15 protein-coding genes are annotated in these 20,508 nt (G+C 67.7%); 6 read left to right on the plus strand and 9 right to left on the minus strand.

Annotation, left to right across the window (positions count from 1 at the left end; genetic code table 11):
• Positions 1-6: 6 nt before the first annotated feature.
• On the minus strand, positions 7-2,289 hold the full coding sequence (locus FBY20_RS16805) for a phage tail sheath subtilisin-like domain-containing protein (RefSeq protein ID WP_142053536.1): 2,283 nt from the start codon (positions 2,287-2,289) through the stop codon (positions 7-9).
• 387 nt (positions 2,290-2,676) lie between these two features.
• Between FBY20_RS16805 and FBY20_RS16810 the strand changes: the two genes are divergently transcribed.
• Positions 2,677-5,280, plus strand: a complete 2,604-nt coding sequence (locus FBY20_RS16810) for a carbohydrate-binding family V/XII (RefSeq protein ID WP_255452384.1) — start codon at positions 2,677-2,679, stop codon at positions 5,278-5,280.
• 9 nt (positions 5,281-5,289) lie between these two features.
• Here FBY20_RS16810 and FBY20_RS16815 read toward each other — a convergent pair whose 3' ends face one another.
• From FBY20_RS16815 to FBY20_RS16830, 4 genes are all read right to left on the minus strand, one after another.
• Entirely contained in the window at positions 5,290-6,480 is a 1,191-nt protein-coding gene (locus FBY20_RS16815) for a hypothetical protein (RefSeq protein WP_370458343.1), read from the minus strand.
• A 46-nt stretch (positions 6,481-6,526) separates the two neighbouring features.
• Positions 6,527-7,264 carry a hypothetical protein gene (locus FBY20_RS16820; protein WP_142053538.1) on the minus strand — a complete coding sequence of 246 codons (738 nt, stop codon included), beginning with the start codon at positions 7,262-7,264 and terminating at the stop codon, positions 6,527-6,529.
• A gap of 18 nt (positions 7,265-7,282) precedes the next feature.
• The gene (locus tag FBY20_RS16825; protein ID WP_142053540.1) at positions 7,283-9,010 is read right to left on the minus strand and encodes an alpha/beta-hydrolase family protein; all 1,728 of its coding nucleotides are present in this window, start codon (positions 9,008-9,010) and stop codon (positions 7,283-7,285) included.
• A 66-nt stretch (positions 9,011-9,076) separates the two neighbouring features.
• Entirely contained in the window at positions 9,077-9,736 is a 660-nt protein-coding gene (locus tag FBY20_RS16830; RefSeq protein ID WP_056326156.1) for a glutathione S-transferase family protein, read from the minus strand.
• A 167-nt stretch (positions 9,737-9,903) separates the two neighbouring features.
• On the opposite strand from FBY20_RS16830, the gene FBY20_RS16835 reads away from it, so the two are divergent.
• Positions 9,904-10,668, plus strand: coding sequence for a class II aldolase/adducin family protein (locus FBY20_RS16835; protein WP_142053542.1), 765 nt, complete (start codon positions 9,904-9,906; stop codon positions 10,666-10,668).
• Between the two features lie 6 nt (positions 10,669-10,674).
• On the opposite strand, the gene FBY20_RS16840 is transcribed toward FBY20_RS16835, so the two are convergent.
• The 3 genes from FBY20_RS16840 to FBY20_RS16850 form a co-directional block, all read right to left on the minus strand.
• On the minus strand, positions 10,675-11,463 hold the full coding sequence (locus FBY20_RS16840) for a hypothetical protein (protein ID WP_174245421.1): 789 nt from the start codon (positions 11,461-11,463) through the stop codon (positions 10,675-10,677).
• Positions 11,464-11,629: 166 nt separating this feature from the next.
• Positions 11,630-12,091, minus strand: coding sequence for an SRPBCC family protein (locus FBY20_RS16845; RefSeq protein ID WP_056326165.1), 462 nt, complete (start codon positions 12,089-12,091; stop codon positions 11,630-11,632).
• Positions 12,092-12,202: 111 nt separating this feature from the next.
• A complete protein-coding gene (locus tag FBY20_RS16850; protein ID WP_142053544.1) occupies positions 12,203-13,771 on the minus strand; it encodes an FAD-dependent monooxygenase in 1,569 nt (522 codons plus the stop codon).
• 204 nt (positions 13,772-13,975) lie between these two features.
• Here FBY20_RS16850 and FBY20_RS16855 point away from each other — a divergent pair, with 204 nt between their 5' ends.
• Positions 13,976-16,612: an excinuclease ABC subunit UvrA gene (locus tag FBY20_RS16855; RefSeq protein ID WP_142053546.1), complete on the plus strand. Its 2,637-nt coding sequence runs from the start codon at positions 13,976-13,978 to the stop codon at positions 16,610-16,612.
• Positions 16,613-16,618: 6 nt separating this feature from the next.
• Entirely contained in the window at positions 16,619-17,068 is a 450-nt protein-coding gene (locus FBY20_RS16860; protein ID WP_142053548.1) for a GNAT family N-acetyltransferase, read from the plus strand.
• A gap of 6 nt (positions 17,069-17,074) precedes the next feature.
• Here FBY20_RS16860 and FBY20_RS16865 read toward each other — a convergent pair whose 3' ends face one another.
• Entirely contained in the window at positions 17,075-17,893 is an 819-nt protein-coding gene (locus FBY20_RS16865) for a hypothetical protein (protein WP_233461928.1), read from the minus strand.
• A 126-nt stretch (positions 17,894-18,019) separates the two neighbouring features.
• On the opposite strand from FBY20_RS16865, the gene FBY20_RS16870 reads away from it, so the two are divergent.
• On the plus strand, positions 18,020-19,069 hold the full coding sequence (locus FBY20_RS16870; RefSeq protein ID WP_142053550.1) for an NADP(H)-dependent aldo-keto reductase: 1,050 nt from the start codon (positions 18,020-18,022) through the stop codon (positions 19,067-19,069).
• Between the two features lie 225 nt (positions 19,070-19,294).
• Positions 19,295-20,365, plus strand: a complete 1,071-nt coding sequence (locus FBY20_RS16875) for a polymorphic toxin type 44 domain-containing protein (RefSeq protein WP_142053552.1) — start codon at positions 19,295-19,297, stop codon at positions 20,363-20,365.
• Positions 20,366-20,508: the final 143 nt, after the last annotated feature.

Raw genomic sequence — 20,508 nt, forward strand, 5'->3', positions numbered from 1 at the left:
CCGGGCTCAAGCCTGTATCTGGCCGGCCAGTTGCTGGATGCTGATGACGACGAACTCGGCGGGCTTGAGCGGCGCAAACCCCACCAGGATGTTGACCACGCCACGATTGATGTCGTCCTGCGTGGTGGTTTCCCGGTCGCACTTGACCAGATAGGCCTCGCGCGGCGAACTGCCCTGAAAGGCGCCCTGGCGGAACAGCGTGTTCATGAACGCGCCGATGTTCAGGCGGATCTGCGCCCACAGCGGCTCATCGTTGGGTTCGAACACCACCCACTGCGTGCCTCGGTAGAGCGATTCCTCCAGGTACAGGGCCAGGCGCCGCACGGGCACGTACTTGTACTCGGAGGTGAGCTGGTCGGCGCCGCGCAGCGTGCGCGCGCCCCAGCAGACCGCGCCGTACACCGGGAACGTGCGCAGGCAGTTGACCCCCAGCGGGTTCAGGCTGCCGTTCTCGCCATCGGTCAGCGTCGTGGCCAGCGAGACGACGCCGGTCAGGTTGGCGTCGGTGCCCGCGGGGGCCTTCCATACGCCCCGGTTGCCGTCCGTGCGCGCATACAGGCCGGCAACGGTGCCGCAGGGCGGCGCCAGGCGCGGCTTGCCGTTCTTGAGCGGATCGGACACGTACGTCCACGGGTAGTAGACGGCCGCGTGATCGGACTTGGGCAGCGCGGTGCCGTTGGCCACCGACACCATCGAGGCGGGGTCGGTCGCCGTGGGCGGCGCGTCCACGATCATGAAGGCGCGCCGCTCCTCGCAGTACGACGCGGCGTCGGCCAGGACGCCGCCGTGCGTGATGGCGGGCAGGCAGAGCAGGTTGAAGATGTCGGCGTCTTCCAGCGCATACAGCCCCTGGCGCAGCGCACGGCTGCCGATGAACGCGGCATAGACGTCGTCCGGCCCGTAAGGCGTTTCGGTGCCGCCTTCCAGCAGCGCGTCGACCGGCGGGGGCGAGGCGACGGCGCCCGCCATCAGATGCAGCGACGCCGCCAGATCGTTGGCCGGGGCTGCTGCCACCGCGATGGTGGAGCCCATGCCGCGCGAGCCGCTGGCCAGCACCAGCGTGCTGCCCTGCACCCGCGCCGTGAAGTCGCGGAAGGCGGGCGTGCCCGGGCGCAGCGCGCGCACCGCGGCCTGCAATCGCGCCGCCACGTCTTCCAGCTTGGCGGCCAGCGACCCGCCCGCGGCGGCGGCGTCGCCCACGCTCACGAGTTCCGGGCCCAGGCCATCCAGGGTGATGCGCAGGCTGGTGTGGGTGGCGTCGGGCAGCGCGTCCAGATCGGTCGCGCCGAACGTGTCGCTCGTCAGCGTGGCCGCGTCGGGGGTGGGCGCCGGGCGGATGATGGCCGCGCCATCGGTCTCGACACCGCCTGCCAGCGACCCCAGCATCAGCACGCCCGCGGCGTTGTTGCGCGCGCCGGGCAGCACGCGCACGCTGGCGTTTTCGCCGCCCGCGCCGGACGTCATGACAAGGGTGTTGCCGCTGCGCGCCGCCGTGAAATTGGCCAGCGCCGGGCGGCCCATCGCCTGCGCCCGCACCTTGGCCTGGATCGCGGCGGCCAGTGCCGTCAGGCGCTGCGTCGCGGTGCCGCCCGCGATGTCGCCCGGCAACGCGATGCTGACGCCGACGGGCTCCAGTCCGTTCACGGCCACGCGGAAATCGGTGTGCGTCGCATCCAGCAGCGTCTGGACGTCGCCCAACGTGCCGCTGACGCTGGTGCCCGCCGGCAACGCATCCAGCGCGCCCTGCGACAGCATCCGCTCCAGCCTGACAAGCTGCGATACGCCCTGCACCAGGTCCAGCAGATAACGCGGGTCCTTGGCGTTCAGAGACACGTTGGCATAGCTTTCCGCCCGCCCATCGCTGGCGCGGATGAACTGGATGTTGAAGGTGCTGGACGGCACGGCGGTGGCGTAGTCCACCCGCACCTGGATGCTGTTGCCGGACACGCCGGGGTCCAGCGCCCGGACCGTCAGCACGTCCACCGCCGTGGCGCTGCGCAGGACGCGCTGCGCGGGCGATGCCTCCTTGACCACCCGCACGACCCAGGCATCCGTGCCGCCGTTCACGAAGAACTGGCGGACGGCGTAACCAAGCTCGGAGTCGTCGGCAAGCCCGCCAAAGGCGCGCTCATAGTCGGAGAAGCTGAATATCCGGACCGCCTTGTTGACGGGACCGCGCGGGGCCGCGCCCAGGAAGGCGGCGACCGAGGTCGCGACCCCGGCAATCGTGCGAACGCCGCTGGGAATTTCCTGGATGTAAACCCCGGGATGGGACAGGGTAAGGGCCATGAGCTGCTCCTTCGCGCGGCTGTCCGGACGGGAGGTCCATGCCGCAGGAGAGGCTTAGAGAGCCGCCAGCGCGCCGCTTGAGAGCGGCAGGAAGGGCTGGCGATTCGCGCGAGGCTTGCGCGGGTTGGCGGGCGTTGCGCCGCTCTAGTTGGATTGCAGCGGAAAGGCAATCGGGCAAAAGCAGCAAGCCCTGGTAGGAACGAGTTATAGAAGTTCTGTCTGATGCGATCAATAGCTTTTTAACGGCATTAACGATCTGTTTCTTATTCAGGGCGCGGTCAGCTCGGCACTTGCCGCCATTGAACGCGGGGCCCCGCTGGCGTATAACCCGAAGCGGCGGCGCCCGCTTTCATTCGGTCAGGCGGTTCGAACCTCAAGGAGCGTGATATGCATGGCGTGTCCCGATGGCTGCATCTGCATGCCTGGCTTTTCCGCTTGCCTGCCCCATCCTACGATACCGGCCACCGGCCGCGAATTGCGCGGGTGATGCTGGGCGTGGCGGCTGGCACGACGCTGGCCTTCGGCGCCGCCGCGCAGCCGCAAAGTCCCGGCCAGTCCGGCGCCTCGGCCGCGACCCCGCCGGGCGCGGTCCAGTCTGCCGCCGCGCAGCCCGGCGCCGGCCAACCCCAATCCGATTCGTCCGCCGCGCGCGCGCTGCAATGGCCGCGCAGTTTTTCCGCGCCGGACGGCGCGCGCGTCGAGCTCTACCAGCCGCAGATCGACACCTGGACCGCCGACCGCCTGTCCGGCCGCATGGCCGTCGCCGTGGGGCCGGCCAAGGGCAATCCGACCTACGGCGTCGCGGAATTCTCCGCGCGCGCCGACGTGAACAAGCCCGCCGGGCTGGTGCGCCTGTCGGACATCCGCATCGAACGCGTGCAGGTGCCGACGGCGCCCCAAGAGGCCGCGCGGTTGCGCAGCGAGCTGGAGGCCCGCATTCCGCCAAAGGGCGTGGTGACGCCGCTGGACGGGTTGCAGCTGAGCTATGCGCTGTCGCAGAACAACCCGGCCACCAGGACGGTGCCCGTGGACAACACGCCGCCGCGCATCATCTACCGCACCATCCCAGCGATCCTGGTGCTGGTCGATGGCCCGCCCGCGTGGACGGCGCTGTCCGGCACGCCGGGCTGGCGCCGGGTCGTCAACACCCGCGCGCTGATCCTGGGCGACAGCGCCGGACGTCTGTACCTGCAGGCGGCAGGCCACTGGTATGACGCGGGCGACATCAACGGGCCCTGGCGCACCGTGGCGCAACCGTCAGCCGCGCTGCTGGCCGCCGCCGACGCCGCACGTCGCGGCCCTGCGGCGGACCCCTTGATGCCGCATGACGGCAAGGCGCCGCATCGCGCGCCCGATATCGAGGTGTCGACGGTGCCGGCGGAGCTTCTGATCACGATCGGCCAGGCCGAGTTGCGGCCGGTGCCCGGGACCTCGCTGCTGTCGGTCACCAATGCCGACCACGCCGTGTTCATGAATCCGGGCGACAACCGCTATTACCTGCTTGTGTCGGGCCGCTGGTTCCGCGGCCCCCGGCTTGAAGGACCGTGGTCGTATGTGCCCGGCAAGGACCTGCCGCGCGACTTCGCGCGCATCCCGGCGCGCGATCCGCAGGGCGGCGTGCTGGTGTCGGTGCCCGGCACGCCGCAGGCCCGCGAAGCCGTCATCGCATCGACCATTCCGCAGACCGCAACCGTGTCGCGCAGCGCTGCCAGACTGCAGGTCGAATACGCCGGCGGCGCGCCGGTGCTGCGGCCCATCGAGGGCACCACGCTGCATTACGCGGCCAATTCGCAGGTGCCGGTCATCCAGGCCGAAGGCCGTTACTACGCGTTATCGCATGCGGTGTGGTTCGTGTCGGATTCGCCCACCGGACCGTGGCGCGTGGCCGACCATGTGCCCGCGGCCATCTACGCCATTCCCGCCACTTCGCCGTTGCACTACGTGACCTACGTGCAGGTCTATGGCTCGACGCCGCAGAGCGTGGTGTTCGGCTATTCGCCGGGCTACATGGGCGTGGTGGTCGCGCCGGACGGCACGGTTGTCTACGGCACGGGCTATTCCTACCCGCCCACGATCGTGCAAAACACCTGGGTCGGCTATCCGCCCAGCTACGGCTACAACGCCGCCTTCGATTCCGCGGCGGGCTTTGCCTTCGGGTTTGCCGCGGCCGAAGCCTGGGGCGGGGCGGCGCCTTACTGGGGCCCGTATTACGGCGCGCCCTATTGGGGCGGCGTCGACGTGAACAAGGTGGACGTCTACGGCGCGTGGGGCGGTTCCGGCACGGTCACGCACGCGGCCGGGTGGAATGGCTGGACGGGCACCGAATGGCAGGGCGCGCACGCGGAAGGCTACAACCCGCAAACCGGCGCCGCCTTCGAAGGCACGCGCGGCGCGGCCTACAACGAATACACGGGCAATGCCGCAGCGGGCCGGCGGGGCGCCTACACCGACCCGGTCACCGGCGCATCGGGCGCGGGCCGGGCGGGCGCGGTCGAGAACGATGACGGCCAATGGGCCGCGGGCCGGCAGAACGTGCGCACCAATGCCGATACCGGCCGCACCACGTATTCCGCCGCCGGCGCGACCGGCACGGCGGGGCAGGGCGCGGACAGCGTCGACCGGCGCGGCGCCACCTACGACCGCAACACCGGCAGCGGCATGGCGTGGAACAACGGCAACGTGTACGCGGACCACAACGGCAACGTGTACGAACACAGCGACAACGGCTGGCAGCAGCACACGTCCTCGGGCTGGCAGCCGGTCCAGCCGAACACGCAGTCCAACTACCTGAACGCGCAGCGCCAGGCGCGCGATTATTCGACGCAGCCGGCGGGCGGCATGAATGGCGGCGGCTGGCAGAACCGCATGGGCGAATCCGCGGGCGGCTGGCAAGGCCGTGGCGAAGGCGGCTGGCAGGGCCGCGGCATGGAGGGCCGCAGCTTTGGCGGCGGGTTTGGCGGATTCAGGGGCGGCGGCGGATTCAGGCGCTGAGCGTCTCGTTCAGTCCTGCACCAGATACGCCTCGCCGCCCGGCTTCAGGTACGGCGTGAGATCACCGAAAGGCACCTGCGCCAGCGTTCCCAGACACACGCCCGACGCGTGGCCCACGCCGGATACCGACAGGCTCAGCGCGCCGGGCGTCGTGGCGCCCAGCGCAAGGTAGGCCGGCCACAGGTCCCAGCAACCTTCCTTGGAACGGTCCTCGGTCAGTCCGGCCTCGTCGCGCGCGGCCAGGGTTTTCTGCGCCTGGCCGACGAGTGCCGTCAGCGCGGGGCGAGGCTCGCGGCTGCCCGGCTGGTAGGCATCGAACACGCGGTTCCAATCCAGGGTTTCGCCGCGCAGCAGGTCGAACGTGTAGGGATCGAAGTGGTTGTTCGGATGCGCGCCGCCGCAGTCCAGGCTGCCGGATTCGGTCACCGTCATCATGGCGCGGGACAGCCAGGGCACGGCCACGACTTCTTCCTCGTAGTTGGCCAGTGTGCCGGCCGACGGATTGCCGCTGGTGTAGGCCGAGGCCTTGCAGGCCAACGCCGCGTGGCTCATGCGCCAATGGCGTTGCTCGAGCAGGTGATTGACGCGCGCCATGACCTGCGGGTCCGGATGGCGCGACAGCCGCGGATAGCTGAACTGGGTGCGCGGGTCGCGCCACATGCGATATGCGACGGTGGCGCTGCCCACGTCGGCGCCCACGGGCACGGCGTGACCGGAAAGCTTGAGCGTGTCGTAGGGGACGCGGGCCGCGTCGATGTCTTCGTCAAAGCCGATGCTGCCATCGGGCGCCAACGCCCCGGCGTCGTATTGCGCGACCCGCTGCAGCGTGAAGGTGCGCTGCTTGCCCGTGCGCGTGTCGATCCACACGCCGTGATAGCCCTGCGCGTCGCGCTTGCCTTGCCAGGTGGCGGCCGGCTGCGCGCCGGGCGCCGTGGCGGCAGCAAAGGTCATCGGCTCTTGCAGCGCGGCTTCGCTGCCTTTCAGCGGAATGTCCACGCCATGTTTCGGATAGAAGTAGCGGCCCGTCAATTCGTTGCCGGCCGCGGCGCTGTCCAGCTCCATCACGATGTCGCCCACGCCTTGCAGCGTGCCGGTGTAGACGGTGCGCTCGGCGGCGCCGGCATGGCCTGCCTGCCACAGCATGGCCAGCGTCAGGACGCCAAACCGGAACGGACGCGTGCGTGCAAAGGGAAGGGACATCGGCTTTGGGACCCTGAGACGTGGGCCGGTCAATATACCCGACGGGTCAGAGGTCCAGCGCCGCGGGTTGCCAACGGCCGCGCTCGGGGTCCACGCTGACGCGGCGGCCGCCCGCCCACACCGCTTCTTCGTCCAGCCGCGACGCCAGCCCCGGCTCGATATCGAACGCGATCCCCAGCGCCTGCGCCACCGCCGGGTCTTCGATGGGCAGTTCCCAGGTCAGAAAGAGTTGCGACAGATCCCGCGCCGCCGGGAAGTCCGCTTCGTCGTAGCCGCTGGCGTGGCGGGCGATGACGGCGTGGGGCTGGCAGGTGTCGAAGACGATGGCGACGCCGCGCGTAAGCGGGATGCGGTGCCCGGTGCCGGGAAAGTGCACGTCCAGGCCCTTGTCGTCGGACAGGAACAGATTGCAGAACGCGGCGCCGCCGTATTGGCTGCCGTCGTGGTGATAGCGCGCGCCGCGGCAGGCCATGAGCGCCATGTCGCTGGCCGCCAGGACGTCGCCCAATCCCAGCGCGTGCGTCCAGTCGCGCATGGCCTGCACGCAAAGGCCGAACTCCGGCCAGCGGGCGCGGGTGCGCGACAGCGGCATCTGCTCGACGTCGCCCGGCTCCAGCGCCAGCCGGGTCCGGATCTCGCGGTCCCAATCGGCCGTCAGGCGCGCGGGTGGCGCGGGCACGTCCAGGTTAGCGGCCAGCAGGCGCGCGCTGACGCTGCGGCTGCGCAAGGCGTCATCGCGCGAAAAGAAGAACGACGTCAATCGATCCTGCATGGGGTGATTCATGAGCCGCGCCTGCCGCGCCTAGCCTCCGCGTCCCTCGTAGGCGCCTTCGTCGCCGTCTTCGTCTTCCATTGCCGCCTGCGCGCGCTCCAGCAGGTAGGCCTTCAGGCCTTCGAGGGCGTCGGGCGTCCAGCCGGACACGCCGGTCACCGCGACCCAGGCGTCGACATAATGCTGCGGCGCGTAGACGTGTCCATACCCCATCGGCGTCGCGGTGCCCACCGCCATGTCCAGCGCAAGCTGCAACATGGTCACCACGGGATACCAGCGCAGTTCCGGCGACACGTCCGGGCCCATCGGCGCGTTCATCCACGCGGGCGGACGATACAGGTCGCGATAGTCGAAGAACGTGACCGGGTCGCTCGCGTATTGCAGGTAGACGACGCGCATCGGCCCCCACGGCGCGTCGGCCGGCACCGGCGAACCGTTCTGGTTCATGAAGCGCACGAAGGCGCCATCGCGCAGTTCGGGCAGCCAGGCGGGCGAGCCGGGATTGCGGGCATCGGTAATGGTGCGCCAGACGCGGCTTTCAAAGGGCGGGCCGCTCCAGAGCGCGCCCTGGATCGGGTCGCCGATCATCTCGAACAGTTCGGCCGACCCCGCGGAATTCTTCGCGCCCAGGCTCAGGCCGTGCAGGTACAGCCGCGGCCGCCGGTCCTTGGGCAGCGTGGTCCAGTAGCCATACACCGCCTGGAACAGGGCGCGCGCGGCTTCCGCGCCATATTCGGGTTGCGCCAGCAGCGACAGCGGGCTGGACAGGTACGAATACTGCATGGCCACGCTGGCCACGTCGCCGTTCAGCAGGTATTCCAGCGAGTCCGCGGCGGCGGGGTCGACCCATCCCGTGCCCGTGGGGGTGATCACGACCAGCACCGAGCGGTCAAAGGCGCCCACGCGCTTCATCTCGTCCAGCGCGAGCCGCGCGCGCGCCTCGGGGGTGGCCGCGCCGCGCAGACCAACGTAGACGCGGATGGGCTCCAGCGCCATGCGTCCCGACTGCGTCTGGATTTCACTGGCGGTGGGGCCGGAGGCGATATATTCGCGGCCGGCGCGGCCCAGTTCGTTCCAGCGGATCAGCGAGGCGGGCCCCCCTGTCTTCAGGTCGGCGGTGGGCTGCGGGCGTTCGGGCTCGAGCAGCGCGTCGAATTCGCGGAACGACGCGTCCAGCACGTGCAGCGCGCCGCGGAAGAACACGTCGGTCGCCAGCAGCCAGAAGATAAGGATGGCGATGAGCGCGCCCGTCACGTTGGCCACGCGCCGCGGCACGACGCGCCGCACCTGCCGGGCAAGGTAGCGGGCGATCAGCTTGAACAGCCGCGCCAGCGCCAGCAGCACGGCAAAGGTGGCCAGGGCGATCAGGCTGACCTTGATGGGATGGGCGCTGGTCACGGGGTCCATCTGCATCAGCGCGCGGATGGTGTTCTGCCATTCGGCGGCGCGGCCAAGAAACACGATCGCCACCGCCACGCACAAGAGGCCGATGACGGCATTGATGACCCACGCGGCGCGGCCGCGGGGCGAGGGCAGTTCCAGGTAGGTCCATAGCCAATGCCACAGCACGCCCAGGCCATACCCGGCCGCAAGGCAGGCGCCCGCCAGGACGCCCTGGGTGACGTGCGTTCGGGGAATGAGGGTGGGCGTCAGCGCCGCGGCGAAGAACAACGTGCCGAGCATGAGGCCGACGCCGGAGAGGGATTCCAGGTGCGACCGGAAGAAGGAAGGCAGGTGTCGATGCAAGGTCTGCTGCACGGTGCGTCCTCATCGGGGAGGGAATGGCGGGGATTCTCGCATGTTGCCGCGGGGGGCGCGGCGTTTTCAGTCGCGGTCGGGCGCGCCCAGCGGAAACAGCGGCCGGTACGGCCGGGCTTCATCGACCGCCCGCGCGAAAGACGGCCGCGCCAGCAGCCGCGCGCGGTAGGCCCGCAGGTGCGGATAGGCGTCGGCGATCGGATGCGTCCAGTCGGCGTAGAAGAGCGCGGGGGCCGCCGCGCAGTCGGCCAGGGTGAAGTCGCTGCCCGCGGCCCACGTGCGCGTGGCCAGGAGCGCGTCGATCCAGGCGTACGCCGGTTCCAGCTTCTGCGCGGTCAGCGCCAGCGCCTCGTCGCGCTTGGCGGGGTCGCCGGTCAGCGCGCCGTTGACTGCGTGCTGCATCCAGAACATGACGTGCAGGTCGAAGTAGCGGTCCAGAAAGCGCACGTCCAGCGCGGCCATCGGGTCGTCGGGAATCAGCCGGACCGGCCCGGGGTGGGCGAGCTGCAGGTATTCGATGATGATGCTGGATTCGGCGATGTTGCGGCCGCCGTCCACCAGCAGCGGAAACTTGCGCAGCGGCCAGCGCTGCAGCCAGTCGGCGCCGTGCTGGGGCGAGTCCGGCCCGATGCCGCGAAATTCGAAGGGCGTCGCGTTTTCGTACAGCGCGACGAGCACCTTCTGGGTGTACGAGGAAAAGGGATGACCGTAAAGTGCAGGCAGCATGCTCGACGTCTCCTGGGGCGTGGCCCACAGGTTAATGGGTCCGGGCCTGTTTCACCAGACGGACGCGTGTCCCGCGCCGCGCTGCGCGTTGCGCGCGAAAAGGAATACAGTGCATGACGGATCCCGGGGCAGTGGCCTCGGGAAGACACCAACAATACGGAGACAGGATGGATACGGCAGGCAAGCAGGGCGCCAGCGTGCGCGAACAGGTCGGCGAAACGGAATGGCAGGTCCGCAAGGATCTGGCGGCGCTGTACCGGCTGGTGGCGCTTTTTGGGTGGGACGATCTGATCTTCACGCACATCACGGCCAAGGTGCCGGGCACGGAGCATTTCCTCATCAATCCCTACGGCATGATGTTCGACGAAATCACCGCGTCCAGCCTGGTCAAGATCGACCTGCACGGCAACAAGGTGATGGAGTCCGAATACGACATCAACCCCGCGGGCTTCACCATCCATAGCTGTATCCATGCGGCCCGCAAGGACGCGATGTGCGTGCTGCACACGCATTCGATCAACGGGGTGGCCGTGTCGGCGCAGAAGGCCGGCCTGTTGCCGCTGTCTCAATTCGCGTTCATCGTGCTGCGCTCGCTCAGCTATCACGACTACGAGGGCCTGGCGCTCAACCCCGACGAGCAGCCGCGCCTGGTGCGCGACCTGGGCGCCAACAACTACCTCATCCTGCGCAATCACGGCCTCTTGACCGTCGGCCAGAGCATGGCGGAAGCCTTCCAGGCCATGCACCGCCTGGAAGCGGCCTGCATGGTGCAGGTGCGCGCGCAGGCGGGCGGCGAACTGACCCACATTCCGGCCGACATCCTGGCGCGCGCGGCGGCGGAATCGCCCGCCGACCGCGCCCGCAAGGCCCAACTTGCGTGGCCGGGCCTGCTGCGCCGGCTGGACCGGCGCAATCCGGGGTATGCCGAGTAAGCGCGCCTATTTTTTCGCGGTCGGGTCGGCGGACAGGAATTCCGCGCAGTCAGGCAGCGGCTTGGACGGCTCGTAGGACGATGTGCCCGGTTGCCACGCGTAGGTCACGGTGTAGCTGCACTGGCTGTCGATCTGCGGCGCAAGCTGGGCCGGGGTCAGCGCGGGGCGCGTGCTGGAATCTTCAAAGCGGCTGGCGCCCGCCGGCGAGCGCGTCGCCTGCGTCTTGACCTGCAGATCGGGCAGTTCCTTGCCCGGCACGGCCTTCAGCGATGCCTTGAACTCGTAGATGTCGCTGCACTGGCCGGCCCGCTTTTGCGGGTCGGCCTCGTTGAAGCACGCGCGGATCGACGCGTCGGCCGTGTACGGCATGACGAGCACCAGGCTGGCGCCGGTCTGTTCGCCCAGGTTGACGTCGTACAGATACAGGTCGCGGCGCGAGAAGCCGCCGCCCGAGAACGGCGTGGACGCCTCGAAGTCCGGCTCGGCCGGACCGACCACGCCCACCAGCGCCCGTTCTTCGCTTAGCCGGATCAGTTCCGGCCACACGGTGAAATCCTTGAAGTCCGGGATCTCGGGCGAATCCCAGAACCGGTAGTCGGCACGCAGGGTCCTGCTGGTGGCAAAGGGACCGTTTTCTCCGAAAGCGCCATCCGTCTTGATGCCCACGCACCAGTCGGTCTGGGCATTGCAGTACAGCTTGTTGTCCGCGTTGAGCTTCAGGGGCTCGGTATCGGGGGCGGCCATTGCCGCGGCGGGCAGGGCGGCGCAAAGCAGCAGGGCAAGCACTTTTGACACGATTCTTCCTTCTTGTGGGATGCGCGCGGGGCCGTATGTTACGGCCCCGCGCAACGCCCTCCGGGGGCGCGCCACATTTTGTAGGCAGTCGCACCGTTGCGCGCGACTTGATGGTGTCAAAACATGAACAAACGTATCGGCGTCGACGCCGCCCGCTGCGGCGGCGTCAGTCGCGCACGGGGCCGTCGGGCGCATCGGACTCGACCAGCTGCGCCAGTTGCAGCAGCGACTCCTGCCAGCCCAGGTAGCACATCTCGGTCGGGATGACCTCGGGTATGCCTTCCTGCACGATGACCAGTTCCGTGCCGCACGACACTTGCCGCAGGGTGACGGTGGTGGTCATCTCGCCCGGCAGGTTGGGATCGTTGAAGCGGTCCGTGTAGCGGATCTTCTCGCCCGGAACCAGCTCCAGGTACTCACCGCCGAACGGCTCTTCATGGCCGGTGGCAAAGTTGTGGAAGGCCATCCTGTGGCGGCCGCCCACGCGCGCGTCCAGTTCCTGGACCGAGCAGGTGTAACCATAGGGCGGAAGCCACTTGGCTATCGCATCGGGCTCGATGAAGGCGCGATAGACGCGTTCGGGGGTGGTGCGCAGGACGCGAAGGTGTCGTACGGTTCCGGTAGTCATGGTGTAGTCCGCCTTGAAGTGAGGGTGGGTGCATGACTACGACGAACCGCCAACACCCGGATCGACAAGCAATTTGCTGGGGATTTCCCTAGGTCGCGATGGGTTTTCCCATCAGGCCCGCAGCCGTTCGATGTAAGCCGACAGCGTCTCGGCGTGCCGCGCGTCGGCGCGCAGGCCGACATGCCCATCTGCCCGCACCGCCAGCAGCACCATGTCGCCCACGCCCAGCCGGGCCGCCGCGGCGGGGTCTAGGTAAGCGTCCACCTCCGTGACCGCCTGGCTGGCGGTCAGGGCCACCACGACCTCGATGATGTGCCCGTCCGACAGCGCCTGCAGGTCGCGGCGCAGGTCCGACAGCGCTTGCTGCGCCGTGCCGGGGCCGCCAATCAGGAGGACGGTGTGGCCGCGCCGCTTGGCGTAGTCATGCAGCTTGCCCAATCCGCCAGTGGAATACCGCACGTCGATGTGGTCCGGCAGCCGCTGTCCCGGCCAGATGGCCTCGTGCCGGTCTCCCATGACGATCGGCGATCCGGCGTAGTCGATATCCAGTTCGGCCTCCGACACGGCCTCGCGGTGCCGCGCCTCGGGGTTGCCGAAGGCAGCTCGTATAGCCCCGTCGCGCGCGCGCCGCGCCTGCTGGCCATGCGTCATCTGCGCGCTCTCGGCCGCATCGCCCGACGCCATCACCATGTCCGCCACCGGCCGCCGTTCAGCGTGATAGCTGTCCAGCAGCGCGGGCGAACAATGCCCCTGGCACACCAGTGCCAGCTTCCAGCCCAGGTTGAAGGCATCCTGCAGGCCGGTGTTCATGCCGTGCCCCTGCGCCGGGCTGCACGTGTGCGCGGCGTCGCCCGCCAGCAGCACGCGGCCCGACCGGAACGCGCGCGCGACCTTGGTGTGGCATTCGAAGCGCGCCGGGTGCGAGACGTCGTCAAATTGCGCGCCGGGCAGGTAGCGCCGCAGCGTCGACAGCGCGTCCTCGGCCAGGTCCGACTCTGCCGAACTGGGCCGCAGGTAGACGCGCCAGCGCTCGCCGGGCAGGGCGGTCAGAATGACGGGAATCTCGTCCAGGTAGGCGTAATTTGCCTCGAACGCTTCAGGCCAGTCTCGGATGGCGGCGTCGAACACCGCCCAAGGCTGGTTGATGTCGTGGCCGTCCTGCGCGATGCCGGTCAGCATCCGCACGGTGCTGTGATGCCCGTCGCATCCGACGACCCATTGCGCCAGCACCTGCGACAGCTTGCCGTCGCGCTCCACCGTGGCCAGCACGCCGTCTTCCCGTTCCTGCAATCCCACCAGCTTCGTGGCGCGCGTGACCTTGCCGCCCAGCCGCTCAAGATGGTCGGCCAGCACGGTTTCGGTGACTTCTTCCGAGATGCCGATGTTGAAGGGATAGCGGCTGCCAGCAAGTTCCAGGTCGATCACGCCCAGCTCGCTGCCGTTTGCATGAATGCGGGCGCGCCGCTGTTTCACGCCCGCGGCCAGCAGGGGATCGACGATGCCCAGCGTATCCAGGATTTCCAGGGAACGCGGATGTACGACGGTGGCGCGGTCCCAGTCCAGCGGACGTTCGTGCGCATCGATCAGCAGGCAGTCGACGCCGCGGCGCTGCAGTTCGGCGGCGGTCAAGAGGCCGGCCGGGCCCGCGCCCACGACCAGGACGGTTATCGGGATCACCATGATTTGCCCTTGGAAATGGGGTCCTCGTGTCCTGCCGCATGGGATGCAGCCTGCCCGGCAGTCGGAAGCAGCGCGGTCCCGCCGAACGAGCCGGTAGCCCGGCAAGGGCGGCCTGTTGCGCCGCTCGTGCCCATTCGCGTGATGCGAAATTAAAGCAGCGCGATGCCGGCGTCAATCGCCCTTCGGTCTATTACTATTTGGGCCATGAGCCAGCGCAAGACACCTTCGAAGCCGGGCCCCGATGCCTGCATCCGCGTGCGAGGCGCGCGGGAACACAATCTGAAGAACGTCGACGTCAGCATCCCGCGCGATGCGCTCGTCGTGTTCGCCGGCGTGTCCGGGTCGGGCAAATCCTCGCTCGCGTTCGGCACCCTGTATGCCGAAGCGCAGCGCCGCTACCTGGAATCGCTGTCGCCGTATGCCCGCCGCCTGATCGATCAGGTGGGCGTGCCCGACGTCGACGCCATCGACGGCCTGCCGCCCGCGGTGGCATTGCAGCAGCAGCGCGGCACGCCCAACGTGCGCTCCACGGTGGGCAGCGTGACGACCCTGTCGAGCATGCTGCGCATGCTGTACTCGCGTGCCGGCACGTATCCCGCGCGCCAGCCCATGCTGTACGCCGAGGACTTTTCGCCGAACACGCCGCAGGGCGCCTGCCCGCACTGCCACGGCCTGGGCTATGTGTACGACGTGACCGAGGCGTCCATGGTGCCGGACCCGTCGCTGTCCATTCGCGAGCGGGCCATTGCCTCGTGGCCGCCCGCCTGGCATGGGCAGAACCTGCGCGACATCCTGGTGACGCTGGGCTACGACGTGGACAAGCCGTGGCGCGACCTGCCCAAGAAGGATCGCGACTGGATTCTGTACACCGACGAGCAGCCGACCGTGCCCGTCTACGCCGGCTTCACGCCCGCCGAGACGCGCGCCGCCCTGCGCCGCAAGGCCGAGCCCAGCTACATGGGCACCTACACCGGCGCGCGCCGATACGTCATGCACACGTTCGCCACCACGCAAAGCGCCATGATGAAAAAGCGCGTGGCCCGCTTCATGACCGGCGCGCCCTGCCCGGAATGCGGCGGCCGGCGTCTGAAACGCGAGGCGTTGTCCGTGACCTTTGCGGGCCTGGACATCGGCAGCCTGTCGCAACTGCCGCTGGCCCGCATCGCCGAGATCCTGACGCCAGCCGCTGAAGGGCGCTTCGACGACGCGGCCGGGAAGGGCGGCTCGACCCGCAGCAAGGCCGCCGGGGTGCGCGCCAACGCGCGCCGCGTGGCGGCGGGCGGGCTGTCGCACGCGGGCAGCAGCGACGTGCGCCGCACGCCGGACGCCTCGCCCGAGAAACGCATTGCCGCGCAGCGCATCGCGCACGACCTGGTCGAGCGCATCGGCACGCTGCAGGCGCTGGGCCTGGGCTATCTGGCGATGGACCGGTCCACGCCGACGCTGTCGCCCGGCGAATTGCAGCGCTTGCGGCTGGCCACGCAGATCCGTTCCAACCTCTTTGGCGTGGTGTACGTGCTGGACGAGCCCTCGGCGGGCCTGCACCCCGCGGACGGCCAGGCGCTGCACCGCGCGCTGGACCAGCTCAAGGCGGGCGGCAACACGCTCTTCGTCGTGGAGCACGACCTGGACACGCTGCGCCGCGCCGATTGGCTGGTGGACGTGGGGCCCGGCGCGGGCCAGCATGGCGGACAGGTGCTGTACAGCGGTCCGCCAGACGGCCTGCGCAAGGTCAAGGAATCGGTCACGGCCAAATACCTGTTCGATGTGCGGCCCGCCAGCCGGCGCACGCCGCGCGAACCCACCGGGTGGCTTGAGCTGCGCGGCATCCACCGCAACAACCTGCATGGCGTGGACGCGCGCTTTCCGCTGGGCGCGTTCACTGCGGTCACGGGCGTGTCCGGGTCGGGCAAATCCAGCCTGGTCAGCCAGGCGCTGGTCGAACTGGTGGGTGAACTTCTGGGCCAGGAGCTGCCCGCCGAGGAATCCGACAGCGACCTGCCGCAGCCCGGCAACCTGCCGCGCACGACGGGCCGCATCCATGCCGGCGCGCAAGCCATCAAGCGGCTGGTCAATGTGGACCAGAAGCCCATCGGCCGCACGCCGCGGTCCAACCTCGCCACGTATACCGGCCTCTTTGACCACGTGCGCAAGCTGTTTGCCGGCACTAAGGCCGCCCGGTCGCGGCGTTACGGCGCCGGCCGCTTTTCCTTCAACGTCGCGCAAGGGCGCTGCGAGACCTGCGAGGGCGAAGGTTTCGTCCACGTCGAATTGCTGTTCATGCCCAGCGTGTACGCGCCGTGCCCCACGTGTCACGGCAGCCGCTACAACGCCAAGACACTCGAGATCGAATGGAATGGCCGCAATATCGCGCAGGTGCTGGACATGACCGTGGACGAGGCGCGCGCGTTCTTCAAGGACGAAGCCGTCGTGGAGCGTCCCCTGACGCTGCTCTCTGAAATCGGCCTGGGCTATCTGCGCCTGGGCCAGCCCGCCACGGAACTGTCCGGCGGCGAGGCGCAGCGCATCAAGCTGGCGACCGAGCTGCAACGCAGCCAGCGCGGCAACACGCTGTACGTCCTGGACGAGCCCACCACGGGCCTGCACGCGGCGGATGTGGACAAACTGATGACGCAATTGCACGGCCTGGTCGACGCCGGCAACACCGTGGTCGTGGTGGAACACGACCTGCGCGTGGTGGCGGGCAGCGACTGGATGCTGGACGTCGGGCCCGGCGCCGGCGAAGCGGGCGGCGCCATCGTGGCAGCCGGCACGCCGCAGGCGGTCAGCCGCGGCAACGCCGGCGTAACGGCGCAGTTTCTGCGCCCCTTCTTTGATTGAGGAAACATGGAATTGATCTACCGGCCCGCCCGCGCCGAGGACGTGGCGGCCTGCATCGACATTCGCGGCAAAACCCGCGAGAACGCGTTTTCAGCCGAAGACCTGGCCGCGGCGGGCGTCACCCGTGCGTCCTGGGCGGCGGCAATCGACGACGGTTCGCTGCCCGGCTACGTGGCCACGTCTGACGGCAAGATCGCGGGCTACTGTTTTGGCGACAGGCAGGCCGGCGAAATCGTGGTCCTGGCGTTGCTGCCTGACTACGAGGGGCAGGGCGTGGGCAAGACGCTCTTGAACCTGGTGGTGCGCGATCTGACGGCGCTTGGCTTTGAACGGCTGACCCTGGGGTGCGCCCGCGACCCCGCCGTGCGTTCCTATGGCTTTTACCGGCACCTGGGCTGGCGTTCCACGGGCACGTTCGACGACAGGAACGACGAGGTGCTGGAATACTTTCCCTGAACGCGGCTAGGGCTGCTGCCGCATTTCATCGGCCAGCGTGTCCCGCATGCGTTCCATGCTTTCCTGGCCCACCTCGATCAAGCCGCCGATCGGCTGGTCGATGTCCAGGATGAAGGTCAGCACCAGCGCGATCAGCGCGGCGAACATGCCGGTCGACACGGGCCGCCGCCGTCCGTACAGGCCAGTGCCGTAGGCGATGTAGGCCATCGAACCGGCGGCCACGATGAAGAGCAGGTAGTACACCGGCTCCGGCACGTGGTTTTCCAGCGCAACGCGCCGCTTCTCGTTGATCTGCGCCATGTCGTTGATGGCCTGGATGAACATGATGGTGGAGATGGTCGGCGGGTTCTCTGCCCGGGCCGCGACCGCCGCCCGGATCTGGCGTTCGATGCGGCGCGCGGTGGCGTTGGCGGCGGCAAAGCGCGGCGAATCCTGATCCGCCAGGTGGTAGTCCAGCGACGCCGAGGCGTATTCATGCAGCATCTTGGCCACCGCAGGCCGGTGTTCGGCGGGAATGAGCTGCGATCGCCAATAGGCGTTGCCGATGGCGTTGGCCTCTTCCAGCACCAGGTTCTTGCGCGTCTCGAAACGCGTGACCGACATGGCAAACGTGAACCCCAGCAGCAGGGCCAACAGGCCAAGCAGCGCGGTTTGCAGCGCGGTGATGTGCGTCTTGGCGGCCTCGTCGGCCGGCTTGCGCAGCCGGCGGCCGAGCCGGTAGGCAAGCTCGATGACGGCCAGGAAAATGATGAGCACGACGAAAAAGATGATGACTTCGTCAACTTCCCGCAGCATGCCGTCTTCCCCCGGTTTGGATGTGCGCATCAGCGTAAGCCGATTGCGCGGCGGCGGCAATCGGGCGTGGCCCTGACGCCCCGCCCGTCAGCGAAATGCCAACATCTTGGAGTAAGGTGTCGCTTCCCAACTTGAAGACCCCGCACGGAGCAGAACTTGAAATACCGCAAACTCGGCCGTACCGACCTGGACGTCAGCCTGATCGGGCTGGGCACCATGACCTGGGGCGAGCAGAACACTGAAGCGCAGGCGCACGAACAACTGGACTACGCGCTGGAGCGCGGCGTCAACCTGGTCGACGTGGCCGAAATGTACCCGGTGCCGCCCAAGCCCGAAACGCAGGGCCTGACCGAAACCTACATCGGCACGTGGCTGGCCAAGACGGGCCGCCGCAACGACATCGTGCTGGCCAGCAAGGTCGCCGGCCCCGTGCGCGACCCCAAGCGTCCCGGCCACATCCGCGACGGCAAGACCTTCCTGGACCGCAAGAACCTGACCGAGGCGCTGGACGCCAGCCTGAAGCGGCTGCAGACGGACTACCTGGACCTGTATCAGCTCCATTGGCCCGACCGCACCACGGCCACGTTCGGCCAGCTGAACTACCCGTGGGTCGAAGACGAGCACACCGTGCCGATCGAGGAAACCCTGTCGGTGCTGCAGGACTTCGTGCGCGCCGGCAAGGTGCGTCACGTGGGCGTGTCCAACGAAACGCCGTGGGGCGTCAGCCAGTTCCTGCGCCACGCCGAAAACCAGAACCTGCCGCGCATCGCCTCGATCCAGAACGCCTACAGCCTGCTGAACCGCGTGTTTGAGATCGGCCTGTCGGAATTCACCCACCACGAAGGCGTGGGCCTGCTTGCGTATTCGCCGCTGGCGATGGGCATGCTCTGCGGCAAGTACCTGGACGGCGCCAAGCCGGCCGGCGCCCGCCTGACGGTCTTCTCGCGCTTTACCCGCTACAGCAACCCCCAGGCCGAAGCCGCCACGCGCGAATACGTGGAACTGGCCCGCGCACACGGCATCTCGCCGACGCACCTGGCGCTCGCCTGGGTCAACCAGCGCCCCTTCGTCACCAGCAACCTGATCGGCGCGACGTCGCTGGAACAGCTCAAGGAAAACATCGACAGCGTCGACGTGACCTTGCCGGCGGACGTGCTGGACGCGATCAACCAGATTCACACGCGGCATCCGAATCCGGCGCCTTGAAACGAGCAAGGCGAGCAAGGCGTGCAGGGCAGAAAGAACTCAATGCCCTGATCGGACGCTATTGATCTCTGCAGCGGTCTACGTGCAAAAGCTCACTTGCGAAAGCGGTGGGCTTTTTGCTTTGCATGAGGGGATGCCAATGCGTCAGGCGATTTTCGTGTTTATCTGATTCAAGCCGCTTTCTTCGGCGCTCAAACTCCGGTGCATCTGCAATTGCCAGGAGCCATGATGACAGGGCGCCCGATCATTCGTGTTGGCGACAAGACCACCCATGGCGGCACGGTGATGGAGGGATTTTCGTCCTACTCCATCGACGGCCGAGCGGCGGCCGGTCTCGGTCATAACGTGGAGTGCCCAACATGCAATGGCATCTATCCCATTGTTGAGGGGGTAAGCAGTTTCACTATTGACGGCGGATACGTCGCTATTGAGGGGATGAGGACGGCCTGCGGGGCGACGTTGATCGCAAGTCAGAATATTGCATCTGTGATTCCGGATTCGGGTGGCATCGCTCGCGTGTCACGAAATTGGCGCACACGCGAGAAAGAGCTGAGGGAAGGCGGGGCCGGGTCGGAAAGGCCGCATTCTGATGTTCTGCGGCAGAGCAGTTGTGAACACGCGGATACAGCAGTGATTCCTGCCGAATACATCGTTCGAGAAATGAAGACCAATCCTTTTTCGATTCGAGGGCGGCAAATCCATGACTCGAACCATTTCGATTTTGGGTCATATAGCAGACAGTGGAGCGAGTCCCCCTGGTATGCAAAGCTATCGTCACGCCCTACCTATGTTGAGGCGCTGCCCGAGGAGAAACTCCGAGCTTATGCTCTCTGGGCCGATATCGTCGGACCTGGGCAGCCTTGGGATCACAAGCCGATGCTGCAAAAAATGCTTAAAGGCGTTTGGAATTCGGGCTGGCAAAAGTCTGGTGCCTACGACTATTTCTATGACATTTGGTCGAACATTCATTATGGCTATGTAGGTGTAGCGGTCGGCTTCACCCCCGATGAACTGATCAATGGCGCAGGGATCGCTCAAGCGTTGCATGACACCTTGGGCGCCTTGGCAGAACCGCGATTACCGTCCATGCAGAACCATCCGGAGAACGGCGGTTGGCCTGCCAGCGCAGACGACAGACCGGATCACATTTCAATCAGGTTGGGGTGCGACCTGTATGTAGACGTAAAACCTCACGCGCTAACCCCGGCCATCCTGCTCGGAGCAGTCCAAGCGGTACCGGTGCCTTGGGGAAGCGGTCAAGACAGGTCAAAAGAAATTCATGACTGTGAACGGTAGCGGGTGGACAACATGCGGATTCTGGGAAAGTCAATTTGCTTCCTGCTTGCCCTACTGGGTGGGTTATGTGTAACCCTCATTCTTTGGGGCTCACTGGCGCCTGCTGTTGTGATTCACTACGCGCAAGACGCCCCAGAGCCGGT

Origin of the sequence: Achromobacter sp. SLBN-14, from assembly GCF_006715415.1 — a bacterium.
In the GTDB taxonomy this organism is placed as follows: Bacteria; Pseudomonadota; Gammaproteobacteria; order Burkholderiales; family Burkholderiaceae_B; genus Achromobacter; species Achromobacter mucicolens.